General features: G+C 56.1%; 13 protein-coding genes and 1 riboswitch. Of the genes, 9 read left to right on the top strand and 4 right to left on the bottom strand.

Features of this window, described 5'->3' with window-relative positions; translation table 11 throughout:
• Positions 1-58: 58 nt before the first annotated feature.
• Positions 59-472: a copper resistance protein NlpE gene (locus tag FHG12_RS11205; RefSeq protein WP_139515809.1), complete on the bottom strand. Its 414-nt coding sequence runs from the start codon at positions 470-472 to the stop codon at positions 59-61.
• A gap of 245 nt (positions 473-717) precedes the next feature.
• Here FHG12_RS11205 and FHG12_RS11200 point away from each other — a divergent pair, with 245 nt between their 5' ends.
• From FHG12_RS11200 to FHG12_RS11180, 5 genes are all read left to right on the top strand, one after another.
• The gene (locus FHG12_RS11200) at positions 718-1,017 is read left to right on the top strand and encodes a LysM peptidoglycan-binding domain-containing protein (RefSeq protein WP_139515808.1); all 300 of its coding nucleotides are present in this window, start codon (positions 718-720) and stop codon (positions 1,015-1,017) included.
• A gap of 405 nt (positions 1,018-1,422) precedes the next feature.
• Positions 1,423-1,536, top strand: a riboswitch (SAM riboswitch).
• 383 nt (positions 1,537-1,919) lie between these two features.
• Complete coding sequence (locus FHG12_RS11195) at positions 1,920-3,305, top strand: O-acetylhomoserine aminocarboxypropyltransferase/cysteine synthase family protein (RefSeq protein WP_139515807.1); 1,386 nt, start codon at positions 1,920-1,922, stop codon at positions 3,303-3,305.
• 261 nt (positions 3,306-3,566) lie between these two features.
• Positions 3,567-4,598, top strand: coding sequence for a homoserine O-acetyltransferase MetX (gene metX, locus FHG12_RS11190; protein WP_139515806.1), 1,032 nt, complete (start codon positions 3,567-3,569; stop codon positions 4,596-4,598).
• Between the two features lie 63 nt (positions 4,599-4,661).
• Entirely contained in the window at positions 4,662-5,918 is a 1,257-nt protein-coding gene (locus tag FHG12_RS11185) for a homoserine dehydrogenase (RefSeq protein ID WP_139515805.1), read from the top strand.
• Between the two features lie 112 nt (positions 5,919-6,030).
• Positions 6,031-6,924 (top strand): S66 peptidase family protein, encoded by an 894-nt coding sequence (locus FHG12_RS11180; RefSeq protein WP_230471096.1) that lies wholly within the window; start codon positions 6,031-6,033, stop codon positions 6,922-6,924.
• Between the two features lie 83 nt (positions 6,925-7,007).
• On the opposite strand, the gene FHG12_RS11175 is transcribed toward FHG12_RS11180, so the two are convergent.
• The 3 genes from FHG12_RS11175 to FHG12_RS11165 all read right to left on the bottom strand — a co-directional run bounded on the left by FHG12_RS11175 (position 7,008) and on the right by FHG12_RS11165 (position 11,092).
• Complete coding sequence (locus FHG12_RS11175; RefSeq protein WP_139515803.1) at positions 7,008-8,033, bottom strand: M28 family peptidase; 1,026 nt, start codon at positions 8,031-8,033, stop codon at positions 7,008-7,010.
• A 154-nt stretch (positions 8,034-8,187) separates the two neighbouring features.
• Positions 8,188-9,690, bottom strand: coding sequence for a cysteine--tRNA ligase (gene cysS, locus FHG12_RS11170; protein ID WP_139515802.1), 1,503 nt, complete (start codon positions 9,688-9,690; stop codon positions 8,188-8,190).
• A 274-nt stretch (positions 9,691-9,964) separates the two neighbouring features.
• Positions 9,965-11,092, bottom strand: a complete 1,128-nt coding sequence (locus tag FHG12_RS11165) for an endonuclease/exonuclease/phosphatase family protein (protein ID WP_139515801.1) — start codon at positions 11,090-11,092, stop codon at positions 9,965-9,967.
• Between the two features lie 128 nt (positions 11,093-11,220).
• Between FHG12_RS11165 and FHG12_RS11160 the strand changes: the two genes are divergently transcribed.
• The 4 genes from FHG12_RS11160 to nusA all read left to right on the top strand — a co-directional run bounded on the left by FHG12_RS11160 (position 11,221) and on the right by nusA (position 20,692).
• Positions 11,221-14,715, top strand: a complete 3,495-nt coding sequence (locus FHG12_RS11160) for a DUF7948 domain-containing protein (protein ID WP_139515800.1) — start codon at positions 11,221-11,223, stop codon at positions 14,713-14,715.
• 70 nt (positions 14,716-14,785) lie between these two features.
• Complete coding sequence (locus FHG12_RS11155; protein ID WP_230471095.1) at positions 14,786-18,679, top strand: DUF7948 domain-containing protein; 3,894 nt, start codon at positions 14,786-14,788, stop codon at positions 18,677-18,679.
• 128 nt (positions 18,680-18,807) lie between these two features.
• Positions 18,808-19,278, top strand: coding sequence for a ribosome maturation factor RimP (locus FHG12_RS11150; RefSeq protein ID WP_174805796.1), 471 nt, complete (start codon positions 18,808-18,810; stop codon positions 19,276-19,278).
• Positions 19,279-19,411: 133 nt separating this feature from the next.
• Positions 19,412-20,692 (top strand): transcription termination factor NusA, encoded by a 1,281-nt coding sequence (nusA, locus tag FHG12_RS11145; protein WP_139515798.1) that lies wholly within the window; start codon positions 19,412-19,414, stop codon positions 20,690-20,692.
• Positions 20,693-20,763: the final 71 nt, after the last annotated feature.

Genomic DNA, 20,763 nt, shown 5'->3' with positions numbered 1-20,763 from the left:
CTTCTGCACTATGCAGAAGGGCTTTTTTTAATGGCTAGAAATTGTATTTTCAATGCTGTTAGTCAGCTTCCAGCATCATCTGCGAGCCATCTGGGGCTTTGAGAGTAATCTCATTTTTGGTCAGATTAACTACGTCAAAGCTCAGGGAATTGGGGCCACCCGCAGGCGTCAACGTGATCTTTTTAGCAGCTTGATCGAAGGTGTAAGTACCCTGCATTGTTTGGGTGGGCGACGACATGTTGAAGTTGCCGTTGGCATAGAAGCGGAGCTCGGTTTTCTTGTCGGCGCTGGTTTGCGCTACTTTATCGCCGGTGGCAGAGGTTTCTTTATCGGTTTTCCAGACTTTGCTATCGGTACCGTAAAGCAGGTTGGTTTCGCCAACTTTATTTTCCTGGCTACAGCTTGCGGTCAGCAAAGCCACCAACACCAGCAAGCTGGCCAAATACCGGAAGGGAGAAAGGGAGGTTTTCATGGGTTCGTTGTAAGGGTTAGGAAGGTGAGCAATATGCTAGTTGATGCCCGCTGGGTGGAGCTCACGGCATCAAACACAGCGCTTCTTACGGCAGCCGCGCCAAAAGAGTTAGCACCCAACTCTTGAGCTTCCGGAACTACAACTTATTCATCCTAAACGCGTAAGCTCCCCTGATGTCGTGGCAATGGTGCACTTGCCCACTGCCCAAGTTTTTCTCTCCTCTCTAATCTAAAGCTTTACACACTATGGGACTGTTTGATTTTCTGAATAAAGGCGAAGAAAAACCTGCTCAACCGGCTAATCAGCCCAACCAGAATGCGGGTAACACCGATTTCTTTGGTGGCAACAGCGCCCAACCTGCCTCTGCTACTACGCAAGGCGACACGTACACTGTCGTAAGTGGTGACTCACTGTCGAAAATTGCCAAAAATCATTATGGCGATGCTGCCAAATGGCACCAGATCTACGAAGCCAACAAAGGTATTATCGGCAGCAATCCCGATCACATCGAGGTAGGCCAAGTGCTTACATTGCCTAAGAGCTAAGCTCTTATTCTCTTACATAACCAGGCAAAAAGGCTGCCTCCAACTGGAGGCAGCCTTTTTGCATATAAGCTATTGATTTTTACCTATTTAGACTGATTCTTCTTTATAAGACACCATGTGTGTAAAGGTTTCGGGCAAGAAGTACGAAGCCACGCAGAATTGCTTAGTAACACTTGAAGAATAACAGCGATTAGGAAGCCAAATCAGCGGCTTACTGAAACCGTTTTTCGGGTCATTAAGCAAAATATTTTTCCTGTGCTTCTGTTCTTTTTTAGCTAAGTAGCTCATAAACTGCCGACTAGGTCGCGCAAAAAATATTGCCCTGGATTTGCGTATGTCAAATCCAGTTGTACATTTGTAGCTACCAACCCGGTACTCCCCCGCTCGCGGCGGGGTAGTTTTCAAAATTTATACAGAAGCGGCGAGAGATCAGGCTCCGTGACCCGCTGGCAACCTTCGACCGCGCGAAAGGTGCCAATTCCTGCCCGGCCCGGCATCCGCCGACGGGGAATATAAGTTGAGTGCCATGCAAAACTCTTTCGCTTTCGCCCTCTCGTACCCATCCGCCACGGCTGCGTTTCTGCACGCCGGTTTGCCAATGGGTTTTCGTGTTTCGGTTGCCGCTGCTCTTAGCCGCGCCGAAGGTGTAGTCATGCGAATGCGAATGTGCCGCTGTTGCACCTGTTGTTGCTAACTCGCTAAGTCGAGTCTAGCCTCCTTTCCTCCCCCTCTGTACTTACCGCAAAACTGCGTCTTGCAGCGTCTTGGTACGCTCTCCGACGGGTTTTTCCTGCCTCAGCGCAACCTTGCGCTCTTGAGGAGCTTCGCCTAAGCCGTCCGTCGCTTACGCCCTGATTTACAGCATCTTTCTCCTTCTGACACTTCCTAATCACAGCCTCTTTATGTCTACGCAAAACCTGCACTTCGAAACCCTCCAAGTACACGCCGGCCAACAACCCGATCCGACTACCGGCTCCCGCGCAGTTCCGATTTATCAGACAACCTCCTACGTCTTCAAAAGCGCAGAACACGGCGCTAACCTCTTCGCCCTTAAGGAGTTCGGCAACATCTACACCCGTTTGATGAACCCAACCACCGACGTGTTTGAGCAGCGTGTAGCTGCCCTCGAAGGCGGCGTAGCAGCGCTAGCAACCAGTTCGGGTCAGGCTGCTCAGTTCATTGCCCTTAACAATATCCTCCAGGCCGGCGACAACTTTGTTAGCTCGTCGTTCCTCTACGGCGGCACTTACAACCAGTTCAAAGTGGCTTTCAAGCGCTTGGGCATTGAGGTTCGCTTTGCCGACGGCGATAATCCCGATCATTTCGAGCAGTTGATCGACGACAAAACCAAGGCGATTTACCTCGAAACCATCGGCAACCCCAGCTTCAGCGTGCCTGATTTTGAGCGCATTGCCGCCATTGCCGAGAAGCACGACCTGCCGCTGGTTGTAGACAATACGTTTGGCGCTGGCGGCTACTTGTTCCGCCCCCTGGAGCACGGCGCGCACATCGTAGTAGAGTCGGCTACCAAATGGATCGGCGGCCACGGTACCAGCATCGGCGGCGTGATCGTGGACGGCGGCAAATACGACTTCGGCAACGGCAAATTTCCGCAGTTTACGGAGCCTTCCGAAGGTTATCATGGCTTGGTTTTCAATGACGTATTCGGCAAAAACGGCCCGTTTGGCAACATTGCCTTCATCATCCGGGCGCGGGTAGAAGGCTTGCGCGACTTTGGGCCGTCCATCAGCCCTTTCAACTCCTTCCAGCTGTTGCAAGGCCTCGAAACCCTGTCGTTGCGCGTCGACCGCACCGTAGAAAATGCACTTCGGGTGGCCACTTGGCTGGAGCAGCATCCGCAGGTCGAGAGCGTGAACTATCCTGGCCTAAAGAGCAGCCCCTATAACGCCTTGGCGCAGAAGTACTTAAAGCGCGGCTTCGGCGGCGTGCTCACCTTCACCATCAAAGGCAGCAAGGAAACGGCCACCAAGTTTATTGATAACCTGAAGCTGGTGAGCCACTTAGCCAACGTGGGCGACGCCAAGACGCTCATTATTCAGCCGTCGGCTACCACGCACCAACAACTCTCCGACGACGAACAGCGCGCCGCTGGTGTAGCGCCTACGCAACTGCGCCTGTCGGTTGGCATCGAGCATTTTGAAGACATCCGTGCCGATCTGGCGCAGGCCTTCGAAGCCGTTCGCAATGAAGCGCCGCTGCAAGCGGAAGAAGTGGGCAGCACGTTGTTGCAGCCCGAAAAAGAACATGCGCAACCCCTGGAAGTGTAAATGAGAGGTTGGGCGGTGGCCGCGGCGACGAGTCGCAACGGTAGCCGCCTTCTTTCGGGAGTTGCCGCATTGCGGATGGCAGAACGGTTTTTTGTGAGAGAGGGAGCCGTTTTGACCATCCTTCAGTAGCCCGGGCTGAACCGGATCGAGGGATCTTTTTGGGTGGGACCGACTGCCTCCGATCCAGCAGGTTCAGCCCGCGGGCTATTGAAAATCCTTGCAAAGCTTATCCCTTGAGCTTCTGCAACACGCATCTACTTTATGGTCGATAGTCAATTTTTCACCTTACCCCATCCTTTAGCGCTCGAAAGTGGCGCCACGCTGCCGCATGTGCAGGTGGCGTACCATACGTATGGCACGCTCAATGCCAACCACGACAATGTGGTGTGGGTATGCCACGCGCTCACCGCCAACTCCAACGTTTTGGAGTGGTGGCCGGGGTTGTTTGGGGAGAATTGTCACTTTGATCCGGCCGAGTACTTTATTGTTTGCGCCAATATTCTGGGTTCATGTTACGGCTCTACAGGCCCCCTAACGCCCGATCCGGCGACTGGCGAGGCGCTTTTCAGCCGGTTTCCGCTGCTCACCGTTCGCGATATGGTGACGGCGCACGAGCAGTTGCGGCAGCATTTGGGAGTTAGAAAAGTTCATACCCTGATCGGGGGCTCGCTCGGCGGCCAACAGGCGCTGGAATGGGCGATTCAGCAACCGGACCTTTTTGGCAACCTGGTAGTGCTAGCGACCAACGCCCAGCATTCGCCCTGGGGCATTGCTTTTAACGAAGCCCAACGACTTGCTATTCAAGCAGATAGCACTTATAACCAAAACACACCTACCGGTGGGCAGCAGGGACTGCGCGCCGCGCGCGCCGTTGCGCTCCTCAGCTACCGCAGCTACGAAGCCTACGGGCTTACCCAAGCCGAAACGATGGACGATACTATCGATGGCTTTCGGGCCAGCTCGTATCAGCAGTACCAGGGCGACAAGCTTGTGGCTCGCTTCAATGCCTATACTTACGTTGCGCTCTCCAAAACCATGGACACGCACAACGTAGGTCGCAGCCGGGGCGGCATTGCCGCGGCGCTGGGCCGGATTCGGGCCCGCACGCTGGTGCTGGGCATCACGTCGGATGTGCTTTTTCCACCCAGCGAGCAGCAGCTACTGGCTCGCCACATTCCGGGTGCGGTGTATGCCGAAATGGATTCGCAGTATGGCCACGACGGCTTCTTGATCGAAACCGACCAAATCACGCATTTTCTGGAGCGCTTTTACGCGCATACCTTCGCCCATTGACAGTTTATAACATATTGATTATAAATTATTTAACAATTTAATCGGATTACTCTTTCTTCATCTATGCCAACTACTAAATCTGCTGACCGCCCTCTTCAAATTGGTCTCATTGGCTTTGGTTGCGTCGGGCAGGGCTTATACGATATCCTGGAAAAGCTGCCGGAACTGAACGCTCACATCCGGCGCATTGCCGTCAAAAACCCAACCAAGGCGCGGCCGCTTCCGCACGATCGTTTCGATTTTCACGCCGACGATCTCTTGCAGGACCCTGAGTTGGACATTCTGGTAGAGGTCATCGACGACCCAACCGAAGCGTTTCGGCTGGTAAGCACGGCCCTGCGCCAAGGCCGCCGCATCGTGACGGCCAACAAGGCGATGGTGGCGCGCCATCTGACGGAGTTGGTGGCATTGCAGCGCGAATTTGGCGGTACGTTGCTGTATGAGGCGGCAGTGTGCGGCAGCATTCCCATCGTCCGGACTCTGGATGCATATTTCAGCCACGAACCGCTCGAATCGGTAAGCGGCATTTTCAACGGCTCTTCGAATTACGTGCTCAGCCGCATGACTGAAGAAGGCTCCGACTACACGCCGGCCTTGGCTGAAGCGCAAGCACTGGGTTTCGCCGAAACCGACCCGACGCTCGACATGGCCGCATTCGACCCGCGCAGCAAAGCCACCATTTTGGCCGCGCACGCCTACGGCTTGCTCCTAGAGCCGGAACAAGTATTAAACCTTGGCATTGAGAACGTTACTGCGCAGGATATCCGTTACGCCGCTGCTTTGGGCCAGAAAATCAAGGTGGTGGCCAGCTTGCAAAAGCTGCCCGACGGGCGCGTAACCGCATTTGTAACGCCGCAATTTGTGGCGGCTACAGCGCCGCTTTACACAGTCGAGCGAGAGTTCAACGGCGTTGTTCTTGAAGCTACGTACGCCGGCACGCAGTTTCTGAGCGGTTGCGGGGCCGGTGGGCACCCAACGGGCTCGGCTGTGCTGGCCGACTTGGTGGCGCTAAGGGCGGGGTTGCGCTACTCCTACGCCAAGCTCACAACTACTGAAAAGTCCACGTACACCACCGATCTTGAAGTGGAAGTATATGTACGTCGGCCCGATGAAGATGCCAGTAACCTACTAACATTCAGCACGATATCACAGGATAACCCAGCCGAAGGCTACGCAGTTGGTTACGTATCCTTGGCGCAGCTCCTCCGTCACCGCGACGCGTTGCGGCGTTCCGGGACCTTTGTGGCGCGCACCGGCAAGATCAGGCTGCTTCAGGCGAAGGCCAACACTATTTCAGAAACGGCGGCCTTAACCGTTTAATCACAACTTGTTGATTAACACATATTTGTGTTTTGACGGTTTTGTGCGCCCCGCCAAGGCTGATTGTTGCGTAGGTTTGCGGCCGTCATTACTGTCGTTTCTTATGCCTACCATGCCCCCCTCGCTTCGCCCTGGCGACCACGTTGCCATTGTTTGTACGGCCCGCAAAGTGTCGCACGAAGAAGTTGCTGCCGCCGTCGATATTCTCCAGGGTTGGGGCTTGAAAGTGGTGTTGGGGGAAAGCGTATCGGCTGAGCACCATCAGTTTGGCGGTTCGGATGAGTTACGCACCCGCGATTTTCAGCGCATGCTAGACGCGCCCGAAATCCGGGCAATTCTGTGCGCCCGCGGCGGTTACGGCACCACCCGCATCATCGACGCAATCGACTTTTCGCGTTTTGCCGCAAGCCCTAAATGGATTGCCGGGTTCAGCGACATCACTGTGCTCAACTGCCATCTGCTGAAGCTGGGCCACGAAAGCATTCACGGGGTGATGCCCTTTATTTTTCACCAATCTGGCGGCGAAGAAGCGCTCGAAAGCTTGCGGCGGGCCTTGTTTGGCGAATCGGTAGCGTACGAGGTTGCGGCGCACCCACTCAACCAATTAGGCACGGCCGAAGGCGAGCTTTTTGGCGGCAACCTCAGCCTGCTCCAAACCATTACGGGCACCGCCTCTGACTGCTCTTACGCCGGCCGCATTCTGTTTTTGGAAGACATCGAGGAATACCTCTACAGCATCGACCGCATGATGGTGCACCTCGAACGCACCGGCAAACTCCGTCAACTCGCCGGCCTGATCGTGGGCCACTTTACCAATCCGCAGGACAATGCCGTCCCGTTTGGCCAGACGCCCTACGAAATCATCGACACGTATGCCCGCAAGTACAATTTTCCGGTTGCCTACGGCTTTCCAGTAGGCCACGAACCGCACAATCTGGCCTTAATCTGCGGGCGGCGAACGCGGTTGACGGTGAGCCAAGCAGGCACGAAAGTCGAGTACTTGTAATAATGTATCAGCAACTTAATCACGAAAAAGGCCTCGCTTATCCAAGCGAGGCCTTTTTATATAATCAACTGATTATCAATCAGCTACTCTTGATAGATGGTTTGCAGAACCGTTTGCCCTACAGCTTTCAGCGTGCGGCGGTCGATGATGGCCATATTGTCCTGCGTGGTGTGGTGATACGCCGGAAAGTACTCATCGCCAACGGGCAAATGGTCGATGATGTCGATGGTGCGCACGCCAGCTTTGTTGGTATACACGTGGTCATCGGTAATGCCGGGCGAATCCTGAAACAGGAAAAAGTCGGAGTAGCCAATGCGCGCTGCCGTGTTCCAAACCTTGTCTACTACGTCGCGCGCGTATTGCCGCGACTGCTCTTCCCGACTGAATTTGGCGTCTTTAGCACCCACCATGTCGAGCAGAATACCGTAGTTGGGCTTGTAGTTGGCCGGCAGCAAATGCTCGGCCCAATACTGCGAGCCCAAGCACCAACTGTCCTTGCCTTGCACCCCGAGCTGATCCTTTAGCTCGCTCTGCGTGCTGGAATCGTAGCCGTAATCCTCGGAGTCGAACAGGATGAAGTCGATGCCCACATTCGGAGCCAAGCTATCGGGCTGGGCGGCCAGCACGCGCGCCATTTCGAGCGCAATGCCCACACCACTGGCCCCGTCGCTGGCCCCGTCGAGGGGCGCGTTTTTCTTCTGCTTGTCTTTGTCGGCGAAGGGACGCGTGTCCCAGTGCGTGAATACGGCTACGCGGCGGGTTGCTTTCGGCTGAAACTGGGCCACAATGTTGCGCGAGCGCAGCATTTTACCATCAAACGCCATGGCCTCAAAAGGCTGTTCTTGCACCGTCAGCCCGTAGCTTCTAAACTTCTTAACAATCCAATCGCCGGTGGCAACGTGTGCCTTGGAGTTGGGCACGCGCGGCCCGAAAGCTACCTGCTTGGCTGTAAACGCAAACGCCGAATCGGCGCTGAAGCTAGGAGCTGCGGGCACCTTCGCCTCTGCGGAAGCCTCGGTTTCTACCGATTTCGTTTTGTTGTCCGTACAGCCCGCAAGCGATACCAGCGCCGCCAGCACAGGTGCCAGCCAAAGGGTTTTCGAGTTCATAGAGGTTTTAAAATCGCTCGTTAGGCTGAGCTTGTCGAAGCATCTCTCCCGCTTCGTTGTGGTGCTGATCAAAAAGAGAAATTACTAACCAGAAAAGGTGCTTCGACTTTGTTCCGCATGCCCTTCGATACTGTAGCTTACTCTACACGGTAAGCTATTCCTCGCTGTAAGCCCAGTCGACGCCGGCTTTGGTGTCTTTGATTACGATGCCTTGCTCTTTCAACGCGGCCCTGATTTCATCGACTTTGCCATAATCTTTTACGGTCTTGGCTTCCTGATAAAACTGCAACGTCAGACCCAGTAATTGCTCGGCGTTGGCACGCGGCTCATCTACAAGACCCAGAATATCCGTAACCAGCGTCGAATACGTAGTCATCGCTTCTTGCAAAGCCGCTTCGCTTACGGCCGCTAGCGAAGCCAGATTGGCATTGTAACCGTTGAGCTTGCGTAGCAGGTTAAACAAGCTGGCAATGGCACGCGCCGTGTTCAGGTCGTCGTTGAGACCGGCGAAGCAGTCGCTGATGAGCTTGCGCAACTCTGCATCGGCTGTTGAGGTATCTGCCTGTCTCTCAACGCCTTCTGGCAAACGCAGTTTTTCGAGCAGCCGCAGGCCATTCATCAGCTTGCGATAGCCTTTGCGCGCTGCTTGCAGGGCCTCGTCGCTCACGTCGACGGGGCTGCGGTATTGGGCTTGCAGCAGGAAAAAGCGCGCCGTCATGGGCGAGTAAGCTTGGCTGAGCGTGGCGTTGGAGCCGTCGAATAACTCATTGATGGTAATGAAGTTACCCAGCGACTTGCTCATCTTCTGCCCGTTCACCGTGATCATGTTGTTGTGCATCCACACGCGGGCTTCGTCGGAGTGCGAGTGGCTGGCCTGGCTCTGGGCAATTTCGCACTCGTGGTGCGGAAACATCAGGTCCAAACCGCCGCCGTGAATGTCGAACTCGGCGCCTAAGTACTTGCGGCTCATGGCCGAGCATTCGAGGTGCCAGCCGGGAAAGCCCTCGCTCCACGGCGATGGCCAGTGCATCAGGTGGACCGGCGAGGCCTTTTTCCAGAGCGCAAAGTCGAGGGGCGAGTGCTTTTCGTCTTGGCCGGCGAGGTTGTCGCGGGTGCCGGCGAGCAGCTCTTCGGTCACGCGGTTCGAAAGCTTGCCGTAGCGGTGCTGCTCGTTGTAGCGCGGCACATCGAAATACACCGACCCGTTGACTTCGTAGGCAAACCCATTGTCCAAGATCTCCTGAATCAAGCCGATCTGCTCAGTGATGTGGCCACTGGCGCGGGGCTCGATGTCGGGCGGTACGCAACCCAAGACCTCCATGTAGCGATGGTAGCGATTGGCGTAGTACTCAGCTACTTGCATGGGCTCCAACTGGGCGGCGCGCGCCATTTTAGAGATCTTGTCCTCGCCTTCGTCGGCGTCGCTTTCGAGGTGGCCAACGTCGGTAATGTTGCGCACATAGCGCACCGTGTAGCCGAGATACCGCAGGTAGCGCACCAGCACGTCAAACACGACGGGACCGCGGGCATTGCCCAAATGCGCGTCGTTGTAAACGGTTGGGCCACACAAATAAACGCCCACGAAAGGCGGATGCAAGGGTTGGAAAGCTTCTTTGCGACGAGTAAGGGTATTGTAAAGCGAAAGCGAGTGCTGCATCTGGCAAAAGTAGGAAGATTTGACGGGTGACCCGGCGCAAAATCATGACGTGGGTTGGGGTTGAACGTGCCTAGTTGGCTGCCGTTACATTTAGTAATAGAAATAACCAAATGCCCTCTCAACGCCTCTAAACGGGGTTTTTATCCACAACAAAGTCCTAGGTGAAGTATGTATGGCACAAAAGTCAAAGTGTATGGTACATAAGGTTCATACTGTAGTTTATAATTTATTGCGCTAGCACAAATATATTTAAATACAAATAACTGATAATCAATTACTTACTAGTTTCACTCTGCGTTTTATTTAACTGATAGACGCCCGTAGTCGGGAAGTGGTCAGAAAACGGAATCTCACGGTGAATCTCGAAATCATCGACGGCCCATTGTGAGCTGGCAAATTGGTTGTCGATGCGCACGAAGGGCAAGGCGCCGTTGTAAGTGCTGCCGATGCCGTTGCCGACGGTCGCCCACGCGTTCTGAAAATGGTCGGCCAACTGATCGTAGGCGTAACTGTAGGGCACATCGTTGAGATCGGCGCAGAGCAGCATCGGGTAGCGGCACCGCTCGAAGCGCTGCACCAGCGTATCGACCTGCGTGCTACGTGCCACCAGGCCGCGCTTGTAACGCGCAAGCAGGCCGCGGGCCTTGCGCTTGAAACCGTCCTTGCTGGAATAGCTGTCGACGATGTCGCGCTCGTCCATACTCATGCTCTGCAAATGCACATTGTAGACGCGGATGGTATCGCGGGAGGGCAGCAGCAGATCCACGAACATGGCGTGGTTCTGCGTCAGGCGGCCGAAGTTGATGGTGCCGCGCTGCAAAATGGGAAACCGCGTAAAAATGGCCATCCCAAACTCCGCGCCTACGCTGTTGGTGAGCGTTTTGGACAGAAATACGTGCCGGTCTTTGTCCGCCCCAATTTGCCGCACGGCGTTGAATACGCTTCCGTCCTGCGTCCGAATCGGCTCGTTGTAAAACTCCTGCAAACACAGAATGTCGGCTTGGTTATCGGCCAGCCACGCGATCATGGCCTTCGACGAATGCAGGTTCTTGTCGCGCAGCTGCGGGTACACGTTGAAGATGCGCACGTTGGAGCTCAGCATTCGTATGCGCTGCCCCGGCGTGCCGGTGGGTGAGCTAGTGTGCAGCGGATGCAGAGCCAAGCCGCGCTGAAAATGCGGCCACGTCAGCACGGCTACCACAATGGGCAGGGCGGCTACCCGCCAGTCGCGCAGCAGCCAATACACCACCAGCAACACATTGACGGCGAGCGCGATAGGCAGCGTAAGCGCGCCAAAAGCAGCGGGCCAGAAGGTATGGGCCGGAATCTGAACGCAGGCGATGGCCGCCAGCACCCACAGGAGGATCAGCAGCGTGAATTTGAATGCAAAGGAGCGACGCACGGTAGTAGAAAAACCCGGATGAGGGTTGACAAAGGTAGCCCAGCTACGGGAAAGCCCTGCGGAGTGGGTGTTCCCCGTCAGATTACCCTATTTTCATTGTAGTTTGCGACAAGATAGAACCTCTATTTATGCTATACTCTACCCTTCGTTTTTTATGTCTTTTATTGTTGTTGGCGGGTGCTTTCGGCGCGTCTGGTAAGGTAGCTACGCCGCTGCCCGAAGCGCGCACGCTGGAGTTTGTTGAAAACCGTGGCCAATGGGACGCCCATGCCCGCTACATGGCCGAATTGCCGAGCGGCCGGCTGTTCCTGACCAACACCGGCTTCACCTTCGCGCTCGTCGATCCGCAGGCGCTGCACGCCCACTACGAGCAGAGCCATACGAACGCTACCAGCAGCGCACTGCCCGACAAGCTGCGCGCACATGCCTATTCCGTGACTTTCGAAGGCGCCAACGCCAAACCCAAGCTTACGGGTGTGGAGGCCACGCCCGGCACGCGCAACTACTTCCGCGGCTCCGACGCAAAGCAGTGGGCCGACGGCGCACAGGGTTTTCACGAGGTTACGTACGGCGACGTGTACCCCGGCGTCGGCGTGCACTTGTATGAAAACCAAGAGAAGCTGGAATACGACTTTACGGTAGCGGCGGGCGCCAAACCTTCGGCCATTCGGCTGCGCTACACCGGCGCCGACCAGCTCGGCCTCGACAACGGCCGGCTCGTTATCCGGACTTCGGTGGGCACGGTTACCGAACAGGCGCCGCTGGCTTGGCAGCAGGTCGGGGAGCGGCGCATAGCAGTGCCTTGTGAGTTCGTATTGAGTAAAAATGTAATCTCTTTTAAATTAGGCACTTACAATCAAAAGCTTCCGCTGGTCATCGACCCGACGATCGTCTTTTCGTCTTTTACTGGTTCTACAGCCGACAACTGGGGCTTCACGGCGACTTACGACGCGCAGGGCAATCTTTACTCCGGCGGCATCGTGTTCGGCATTGGCTATCCGGCTACCACCGGCGCTTACGATGTGTCATTCAACGGCATCATCGACATGGCCATCATCAAGTACAACCCCAGCGTAAACGGTGCGGCTTCCCGGCTTTACGCGACGTATTTGGGTGGCAATCAGGCGGATGCACCCCACAGCATGGTGGTGAACGCACGCAACGAACTCCTGATTCTAGGCAGCACCAGCTCGCGCGATTACCCCGTTACCAGCTCGGCGTACCAAAGTGCATTTGGCGGTGGCATCGCCGTATCGGGTAGTTTTCTGAACGGTATCCCCTACACCAACGGCTCCGACTTAGTAGTTACGTGCCTTAGCTCCGATGGGCAAAAGTTGCTGAGCTCTACCTACCTCGGTGGCAGCAACAACGACGGGCTGGTGCAGGCTTCGGCCACTACCTCTAGCCCACTGGTGCGCAACTACGGCGATCAGTTTCGCGGCGACATCCTCACCGACGCTAACAACAACGTATATATTGCCTCGGCAACGGCTTCTGCTAACTTCCCCATAGTCAATGGGTTCCAGCGCACGTTGGGTGGCCTTACCGATGGCGTAGTGTGCAAGCTCACCCCGAATCTGAGTCAATTGACTTGGAGCACCTATCTGGGTGGTAATCAATACGATGCCACGTATTCGCTGCAATTGGCGGCCAACGGGGAAGTATTTGTATGTGGCGGCACCACCAGCACCAACTTTGCTTTCTCTACTGATGGCTATCAGCCTAAGGCTCAGGGGGATGTAGACGGCTACGTGGCGCGTATCCGCCCCGATGGCCAAGGCTTGATAAGAGCCAGCTACGTGGGCACCAGCAAATCCGACCAGGCGTATTTTATTCAGCTCGACGGCGACGGCGATGTGTACTTGCTGGGCCAAAGCAAAGGCGTAATGCCCATTACCGCAGGCACTTACAACGTCCGGACCAGCGGACAATACATTCTGAAGTTTGATGCCGACCTAAAAAACGTGTTGCTGGGCACTACCATTGGCGTGCGCAGTACCAACAGCGAAAGCGCCATCAGCTTTTCGCCAACTGCCTTTCTGGTAGACGATTGCGAGCGCATTTATGTGTGCGGCTGGGGCGGCGGGCCTAATACCATTGGCCCCTATTACAACGGCACCACCGACGGGCTGGCAACGACCTCCGACGGCCTGCAGCGTACCACCGACGGCGAGGATTTTTACCTGGCCGAGCTTTCGCCGGGGGCCGCTACCCTCGAATACGCCACTTTCCTGGGCGGTTCGGGTGTAAACGAGCACGTCGATGGCGGCACCTCTCGCTTCGACAAGCGGGGCTATGTGTATCATGCCGTGTGCGGCGGCTGCCAAGGCCGGCAGGCTTTTCCGTTTCCGCCCGGCGTGAATACCTACTCCACCCGAAACGGCAGCACCAACTGCAACAACGCCGCCTTCAAGTTCGACTTCGGGGCCCGCATCGCCGATCCCGGCCCGCGCCGCTACATCTGCCTCAGCGCCGGGCCGGTAACGCTGGGCGGCACTCCGGCGGGTGGCGTATGGCAAGGCCCTGGCGTGACGGCAGCGCCGGGTGGCGGTTACCTGTTTACGCCCTCTGTGGCGAAAGTCGGTTCGAGCATTCTTACCTATACGGCCGCGGCCACGGGCACTTGCCTCACAACCAGGTCGGTACGCTATATAGTTATGCCTGAGCCGGTTATGACATTTGCCCTGCCGCCTGAAGTGTGCCGGAATAGCGCAGCCCTTACACTAACTGCCACGCCCAGCCCTGGCGGAACCTTCAGCGGACCTGGGGTTACCGGAAATGTTTTTGATCCGGCACGAGCCGGCGTCGGGCAACACACGATCACCTACTCCCTCACCGATACGCTCGGCTGCGGCGCTGTGAGTCGCACTATTATTGTCAGCGCGCCGCCTGTTGTCGCGGCCGGTCCGGACTCTACCTTGTGCGCCGATCAGATCAAGGCCTTCCGGCTGCGGGGCGCCACGCCGGCGGGCGGCACTTGGAGCGGCACGGGCGTGTCGGCCGACGGCTTGTTTACGCCGCCCAACACCAACGGCCGCGGTGCTGTCATCAGCTTGAAATACACCTACGGCAAAACCGGCTGCGATATGTCGGCTACCAAGACGATTACCCTGGCGCCGGTTTCCAGCTCCAGCGTTAGCCTCAACGTGCCCGAATGCACGGCGGCACCTCAATACACGGGGTTAGCGCCGCTTACGATTCAGTTTCAGCCCAGCCTGATGGGCGGCACCTACAGTTGGGATTTTGGCGACAACACGCCGATCGCTACCGAAGCCGCCCCGACGCACGAATTCACCAAGCCGGGCACCTACAAAGTCCAGCTTACTGCGCGGTACGCGGGCTGCGTGGTGGTCACGCAGTTTGCGCCCGTCGAAGTTGGGGCAGTATTCGTTCCCAACATCATCACGCCCAATGGCGACGGCAAAAACGACCAGTTCATGCCTACTTTCAGCTGCCAGCCGGCCACGTTGAAAGTTTTTTCGCGCTGGGGAGCGAAAGTGTACGAAACCGATGACTACCGCAACGACTGGCGCGGCGATAATTTGGCCGATGGCGTCTACTATTACCACCTGCGCGACACAGAAGGCCGCTGGGTAAAAGGTTGGGTAGAGGTAAAACGTTGAGTACTTTGCGGGGCTATTTGTAACGCTGTATCTATTCCGCAATTTCTACCCGATGTCTTTTTGGAGAAGTATGAGCTGCCTGCTCGTGGGCTGCTGTAGTATGGTATTATCCCAAGCGGCGCTGGCTTCGAACGATTCGCGCACGCTGGAGTTTGTTGAAAATCGTGGGCAGTGGGACAACCGGGTTCGCTACGCGGCTGATCTGAACAACGGCCGCCTGTTTGTCGAAAGTGGGGGCTTTACCTACGCGCTGTTTGCCGGCAATCCGCTACAGCATCATTTTTCCGAAAAAGAGACCGCGCGGCAAGCGACCGAAAAGTTGCAGGCGCACGCGCTGCGGGTACGGTTTGCAGGCACCTCCGAGCAAGCTACGCTTTCGCCCTTAGATCAAACTGCTGAAGTGCGCAACTATGCTCGCGGCAACGACCCGGCGCAATGGGCAAGCAACGTACCGAGCTATCGGCAACTCCATTACAAAGAGTTGTGGCCCGGCATCGATGCTCGTTTGTATGAAAATCAAAATCAGCAGCTTGAGTATGATTTTGACGTGGCCGCCAAAGCCAACCCCGACTTGGTGCAGCTTCAGTACGAAGGAGCCGATGCGCTCACCCTCCGCCCCGACGGTGCCTTGGAGATTCATACGTCGGTAGGTAGCATTACTGAACTGGTACCACACGCGTGGCAGCTCGACGCTACAGGCCAGCGTCAGGCAGTAGCCTGTCGCTATATCGTTGAGGGCCGGGCAGTGCATTTTCGCCTCGGGGCCTACGACCGGCGGCGCCCCCTGACCATCGACCCGACGATTGTTTTTTCGTCCTTCACCGGCTCCAAATCCGATAACTGGGGCTTCACGGCAACCTACGATGCGCAGGGCAATCTCTACTCTGGCGGCATCGTGTTCGGTCCGCAATACCCGACTTCTTTGGGCGCCTACGATACCTCGTTTGGCGGTGCCGTTGACATTGGCATCATCAAATACAACACGACGGCCACAGGATCAGCGGCCCGGGTCTGGGCCACGTATCTGGGCGGATCTAGCACAGAATTTCCTCATAGTCTCATTGTTAACAACCAGGGTGATTTGTTGGTCCTCGGGACTACTTCCTCCCGCGACTTTCCCGTTACGGGCGGCGCTTACGACCAGAGTTTTAACGGAGGCAGCTACGTCGAACCTTACGGCGCGAGCACTTCGCCTACCCTGCCTTCTGGCTCCGATTTGTTTATTACCCGCCTCAGCGCCAACGGTGCCAGCTTGATTGGCTCGACCTTCTTGGGCGGCAGCGGCAACGACGGCATTCTGGACCCGCGCAACACCGGCGTCAGCCTCGTGCGCAACTACGGCGACGCCTTCCGCGGCGATATTCTCGTCGATGCCGCCGACAATGTGTACATTGCCTCCTGCACTTCTTCGACCAACTTCCCGGTGGCCAACGGCTTTGCCAGCACTTACGGCGGCGGTACCAGCGATGCAGTAGTCTGTAAGCTGAATGGCTCACTGAGCAACTTATTGTGGAGCAGCTACTTAGGCGGCACCGGCCCCGACGCGGCTTATTCCCTACAACTAGATGCTCGCAACAACCTATACGTGTGCGGCGGCACCGCCAGCGGCAACTTCCCGACTACGGCTGGCAGTCTCTATCCCTCCCGGCGCGGCGATATCGATGGGTTTGTGAGCCAGATCAGCAGCAACGGCAGCACCATCGAGAAATCTACTTTTCTGGGCACGTCCTTTTACGACCAAGGGTATTTTGTGCAGCTCGACAACAGCGGCAACGTGTATGTACTGGGACAAACCCTTGGCAATTACCCCGTTACCCCCGGGCATTATGCCAACAGCGGCAGCCGCCAGTTTATCCATAAGCTCACGGCCGACCTCAGCACTACCGACTTTTCGACCGTATTCGGCAGTGGCCGCTCGATCATCGACATATCACCTACGGCCTTTCTGGTGGACCAATGCGACCGCATTTTTGTGAGTGGCTACGGCGGTGAAAACTACACAGGCGGCAATACGCAGGGCTTGCCCGTAACGCCCACTGCTTTCCAAACCACTACCGATGGGTCCGACTTCTATTTAATGCAGCTTTCCGCTGGCGGGACCAAGCTCGAATACGCCACATTTTTCGGCGGTGCTGGCGGATACGGAGAGCACGTCGATGGCGGCACGTCTCGCTTCGACAAGCGCGGCATTGTGTACCAAGCCGTGTGCGGGGGCTGTGGGGGGCTTTCGAATTTTCCCATCCCCGCTGGCGTCAGCACTTTCTCCAGCACCAACGGCAGCACCAACTGCAACAACGCTGCTTTCAAATTTAACTTCGAGCCCAGCGCCATCTTGGCTGGTCCGGATGTAACGGTCTGTGTAGACTCTGATGGGTTGCCACTCGTCGGAACGCCTGCCGGTGGCACCTGGAGCGGCCCCGGAGTAACTGGTTCATTAGCAACAGGTTATAAATTTGTACCCAATGCCAATTTGCTGGGCCAGCAATTGCTCACGTACACGGTGCTCGGCACTGGCCTTTGCGGCGGCGAATCGGTTCTGAAAGTAAATGTTGTACCGGCCCTCACGGCTGCTTTCACCCAATTTCCGCAGACCTCTTTCTGCCTGAACGGGTTCAGCAACCCATCCGTCACGCTGACGGCTATGCCGGCGGGCGGCACCTTCAGCGGACCGGGCGTATCAGGCAATGTATTTTATCCGGCGGGGGCTGGCTCCGGCACGCACACACTCACTTATACGTACCAGGCAAACGGCTGCCAGGCACGGGCCACGCAGGTGGTTACGGTCGTCAACGCCATAGCTGGTCCCGACTTCAGCATTTGTTCGGGGGCAGCAGCTGTGCGCCTAAAAGGAAATCCAGCGGGCGGCAAATGGAGTGGCCCTGGCGTAAGTGGCTCGATACCTGACGGTTATGTTTTTACCCCAACCGCTGCCTTAGTCGGTAGCCAAAAGCTGACGTACACCTTGGAAGGCCCAGACGGCTGTACGTCCAGCAGTTTGCTGACGGCCACAGTGCAACGAAGTCCACAGATTACGTTGCCCACGCTGCCGGTTTACTGCGTGACCAACACTTCGGCTGTAGTCCTTCCGAAAGGAATGTACTGGAGCGGCCGAGGCGTGAGCGGCTATTACGATAGCTTCACGTTTGTGCCAGCCACGGCAGGCGTAGGCAAACACAGCCTCAGCTACGGCACTTACGATTACGGAAGTTGCAATGTACAAGGCACTTACGAAATCACGGTAGTAGGTAACGTCACGGCCCAAACGGCACCCGACACGGTGCTGTGCCCCGGCACTACACAGCCTTTTCGCGTCAGGGCCACGCCCGTGGGCGGCAAGTGGAGCGGTTCGTACGTCACGGCGGACGGACAGTTTACCCCGCCCGCAGGTTTCACCGGATCGGTCACGCTTACCTACACCGCGTCCAATGAGGCGTGTACCGGCTCTGTCACGCGCCGCATCAGCGTAGCAACTCCGCCTACGGCTCGCCCTACCTGGTCCCCCGACTACTGCCCACAAAACCGCGAGGCGCCGCTGCATGTGCTCTTTAGCAATGCCATCGCCGACGCTTCTTGGGATTTTGGCGACAATACCTCTGCGGCCAACGGCTCCAGCGCCGATCACACGTACACCAAAGCCGGCCGTTACCAGCCCAAGGTGACGCTTCCGTACAATGACACGCGTTGCAGCGTGACCATTAGCCTGCCAATCATTGAAGTGAAGGAAGCGTTTACGCCGCCTAATATTATCACGCCCAACAACGACGGCAAGAATGATTACTTCGTTCTAACGGAAAACTGCCCACCCCGCGTCCAGATATTTTCGCGTTGGGGCAGCAAAGTGTTTGAGTCGGCCAGCTACCAAAATGACTGGAATGGAATCAACCAGCCCGATGGGGTGTATTACTATTTGATGCACACTCCCGACGGCCGCACCAGCAAAGGATGGGTGGAAATCCGACGCTAGCAGCTCCTAAGCTTCGGTGAACCACCGGCTTGCAAATGGCCGGATTTTGCACTATCTTTGCGCCAGCAATGAGTACAGAAGAGGGGACGAGTAGTCCCCTCTTTCTTTTGTCGCCTAGTTTGAGCTCTATGAAATTTGACCGCAACCACATCGCCGAAATGCTTCAGGACAGCCTGCCTGGCCCGGAGCTATTTGTCGTGGGGCTTACCGTATCCGACGCAATTCGGCCCAAGGTAACGGCCATCTTGGACGGCGAGCAAGGCGTAGGCATTGACGAGTGTGCGCAGGTCAGCCGCCGGTTAGCGCGTCGCATCGACGAGGCTTACGGTGAGGAAGCTAGCTACACCTTGGAAGTAACTTCACCCGGCGCCGACCAGCCCCTGACCGATCCGCGTCAATACACCCGCCACGTCGGCCGCTCACTTAGCCTCAAGCTAAACGATGGCACCGAAAAAACGGGCGCTCTGGAAGCTACTGAAGCAGAAGGCATTCAGCTGGCCGAAGTAGTGAAGGACAAAAAGAAGAGTAAAACGCTGCCCGCTGCCTTCGTACCGTTCGCGGATATTAAGGAAGCCAAAGTCGTTATCTCATTTAAGTAATCTATTGTTAGTCAATAATTTATCTATTGACTAACTTTCTAATAATGTTCATTTTACCACTGGCTGTCAGCCGGGGAGCAGTTAGCCGCAGCGGCCTTTGCTCTTTGCTTGCAGTCAACACTTTCACAACAACATGAACAGCCACGTCTTAATCGAATCGTTTGCCGAGTTCGCTCGGTCGAAGAACATTGACCGCCCCACGATGATGAGCATCTTGGAGGACGTGTTCCGCACGATGATTCGGAAAAAGTACACGACTGATGAGAATTTTGACGTCATCATCAACGTAGACAAAGGCGACCTCGAGATCTGGCGTAACCGCGAAATCGTGGACGACAACTCCGAGGACATTTGGGATTTCGACAAAATTCCGTTGGCCGAGGCCCAGAAAATTGAAGCCGACTTCGAAGTAGGCGAGCAGGTTGCCGAGGAAGTTAAGCTGGAAGACTTCGGTCGTCGGGCCGTGCTGATGGCTCGTCAAACGCTGATTCAGCGCGTGAAGGATCTGGAGCGCGACCATCTCTATCAGCAATACAAGGACATGGTCGGCGAAGTGGTCACCGGCGAAGTATATCAGGTATGGAGCCGCGAGGCTTTGATTTTAGACAAGGAAGAAAACGAGTTGGTATTGCCCAAAGCGGAGCAGATCCCGAAGGACCGCTACCGTAAGGGAGATACTGTCCGGGCCGTCGTACACCGCGTAGAAATCATCAACGGCACCCCAAAAATCATCCTGTCGCGTGCAGCACCGGCTTTTCTTGAGCGTTTATTCGAACAAGAAGTACCGGAAATCTACGACGGCTTGATTACGATCAAGAACATCGTGCGCGAACCCGGCGAGCGGGCCAAGGTAGCCGTTGAAAGCTACGACGACCGCATCGATCCAGTAGGTGCTTGCGTGGGCATGAAAGGTTCGCGTATTCACGCAGTGGTGCGGGAACTGGAGAACGAGAACATCGACGTAATAAACTACACTGATAACCTCGAACTCTATATCCAGCGCGCCTTGTCGCCAGCTAAAATCGGTTCGATCAAAATAAACGAACAAACTGGTCGGGTTTCGGTGTTCTTGAAGCCGGACCAAGTCAGTTTGGCCATCGGCCGCGGCGGTGCCAACATTAAATTGGCGAGCCGGTTGGTGGGTATGGAAATCGACGTATTCCGGGAAGCCGGTGATTATGAGGAAGATATCGCCCTCGACGAATTCCAAGACGAAATTGAAGGTTGGGTACTCGATGAGCTGAAAAAAATCGGCCTCGATACCGGACGTTCCGTATTGGCTGTCAGCAAAGAAGATATCGTCCGGCGGACGGAATTGGAAGAAGAAACCGTTGAGGACGTCTTCCGAATTATCCGCCAAGAATTCGAAACTGACGAAGAACAGGAAGAAACAAATTCCGGCGCCGCGCAATGAGTGCGCGGCGGCCGGTCCAGCAAGGGCGTTAAATCGTGCTAAACGGCGCGACCACACGCCGTTCGGCAAGA

This window comes from Hymenobacter jejuensis (genome assembly GCF_006337165.1).
GTDB lineage: Bacteria > Bacteroidota > Bacteroidia > Cytophagales > Hymenobacteraceae > Hymenobacter > Hymenobacter jejuensis.
The sequence above is the reverse complement of the archived record's forward strand: the minus strand, read 5'-3'. Positions and strand labels throughout refer to the sequence as shown.

Bases quoted from the DNA above. Each gene is read 5' to 3' on its own strand.
- FHG12_RS11205 (WP_139515809.1), bottom strand. From the start codon at position 472: ATGAAAACCTCCCTTTCTCCCTTCCGGTATTTGGCCAGCTTGCTGGTG.
- FHG12_RS11200 (WP_139515808.1), top strand. From the start codon at position 718: ATGGGACTGTTTGATTTTCTGAATAAAGGCGAAGAAAAACCTGCTCAA.
- FHG12_RS11195 (WP_139515807.1), top strand. From the start codon at position 1,920: ATGTCTACGCAAAACCTGCACTTCGAAACCCTCCAAGTACACGCCGGC.
- metX (WP_139515806.1), top strand. From the start codon at position 3,567: ATGGTCGATAGTCAATTTTTCACCTTACCCCATCCTTTAGCGCTCGAA.
- FHG12_RS11185 (WP_139515805.1), top strand. From the start codon at position 4,662: ATGCCAACTACTAAATCTGCTGACCGCCCTCTTCAAATTGGTCTCATT.
- FHG12_RS11180 (WP_230471096.1), top strand. From the start codon at position 6,031: ATGCCCCCCTCGCTTCGCCCTGGCGACCACGTTGCCATTGTTTGTACG.
- FHG12_RS11175 (WP_139515803.1), bottom strand. From the start codon at position 8,033: ATGAACTCGAAAACCCTTTGGCTGGCACCTGTGCTGGCGGCGCTGGTA.
- cysS (WP_139515802.1), bottom strand. From the start codon at position 9,690: ATGCAGCACTCGCTTTCGCTTTACAATACCCTTACTCGTCGCAAAGAA.
- FHG12_RS11160 (WP_139515800.1), top strand. From the start codon at position 11,221: ATGCTATACTCTACCCTTCGTTTTTTATGTCTTTTATTGTTGTTGGCG.
- FHG12_RS11155 (WP_230471095.1), top strand. From the start codon at position 14,786: ATGAGCTGCCTGCTCGTGGGCTGCTGTAGTATGGTATTATCCCAAGCG.
- FHG12_RS11150 (WP_174805796.1), top strand. From the start codon at position 18,808: ATGAAATTTGACCGCAACCACATCGCCGAAATGCTTCAGGACAGCCTG.
- nusA (WP_139515798.1), top strand. From the start codon at position 19,412: ATGAACAGCCACGTCTTAATCGAATCGTTTGCCGAGTTCGCTCGGTCG.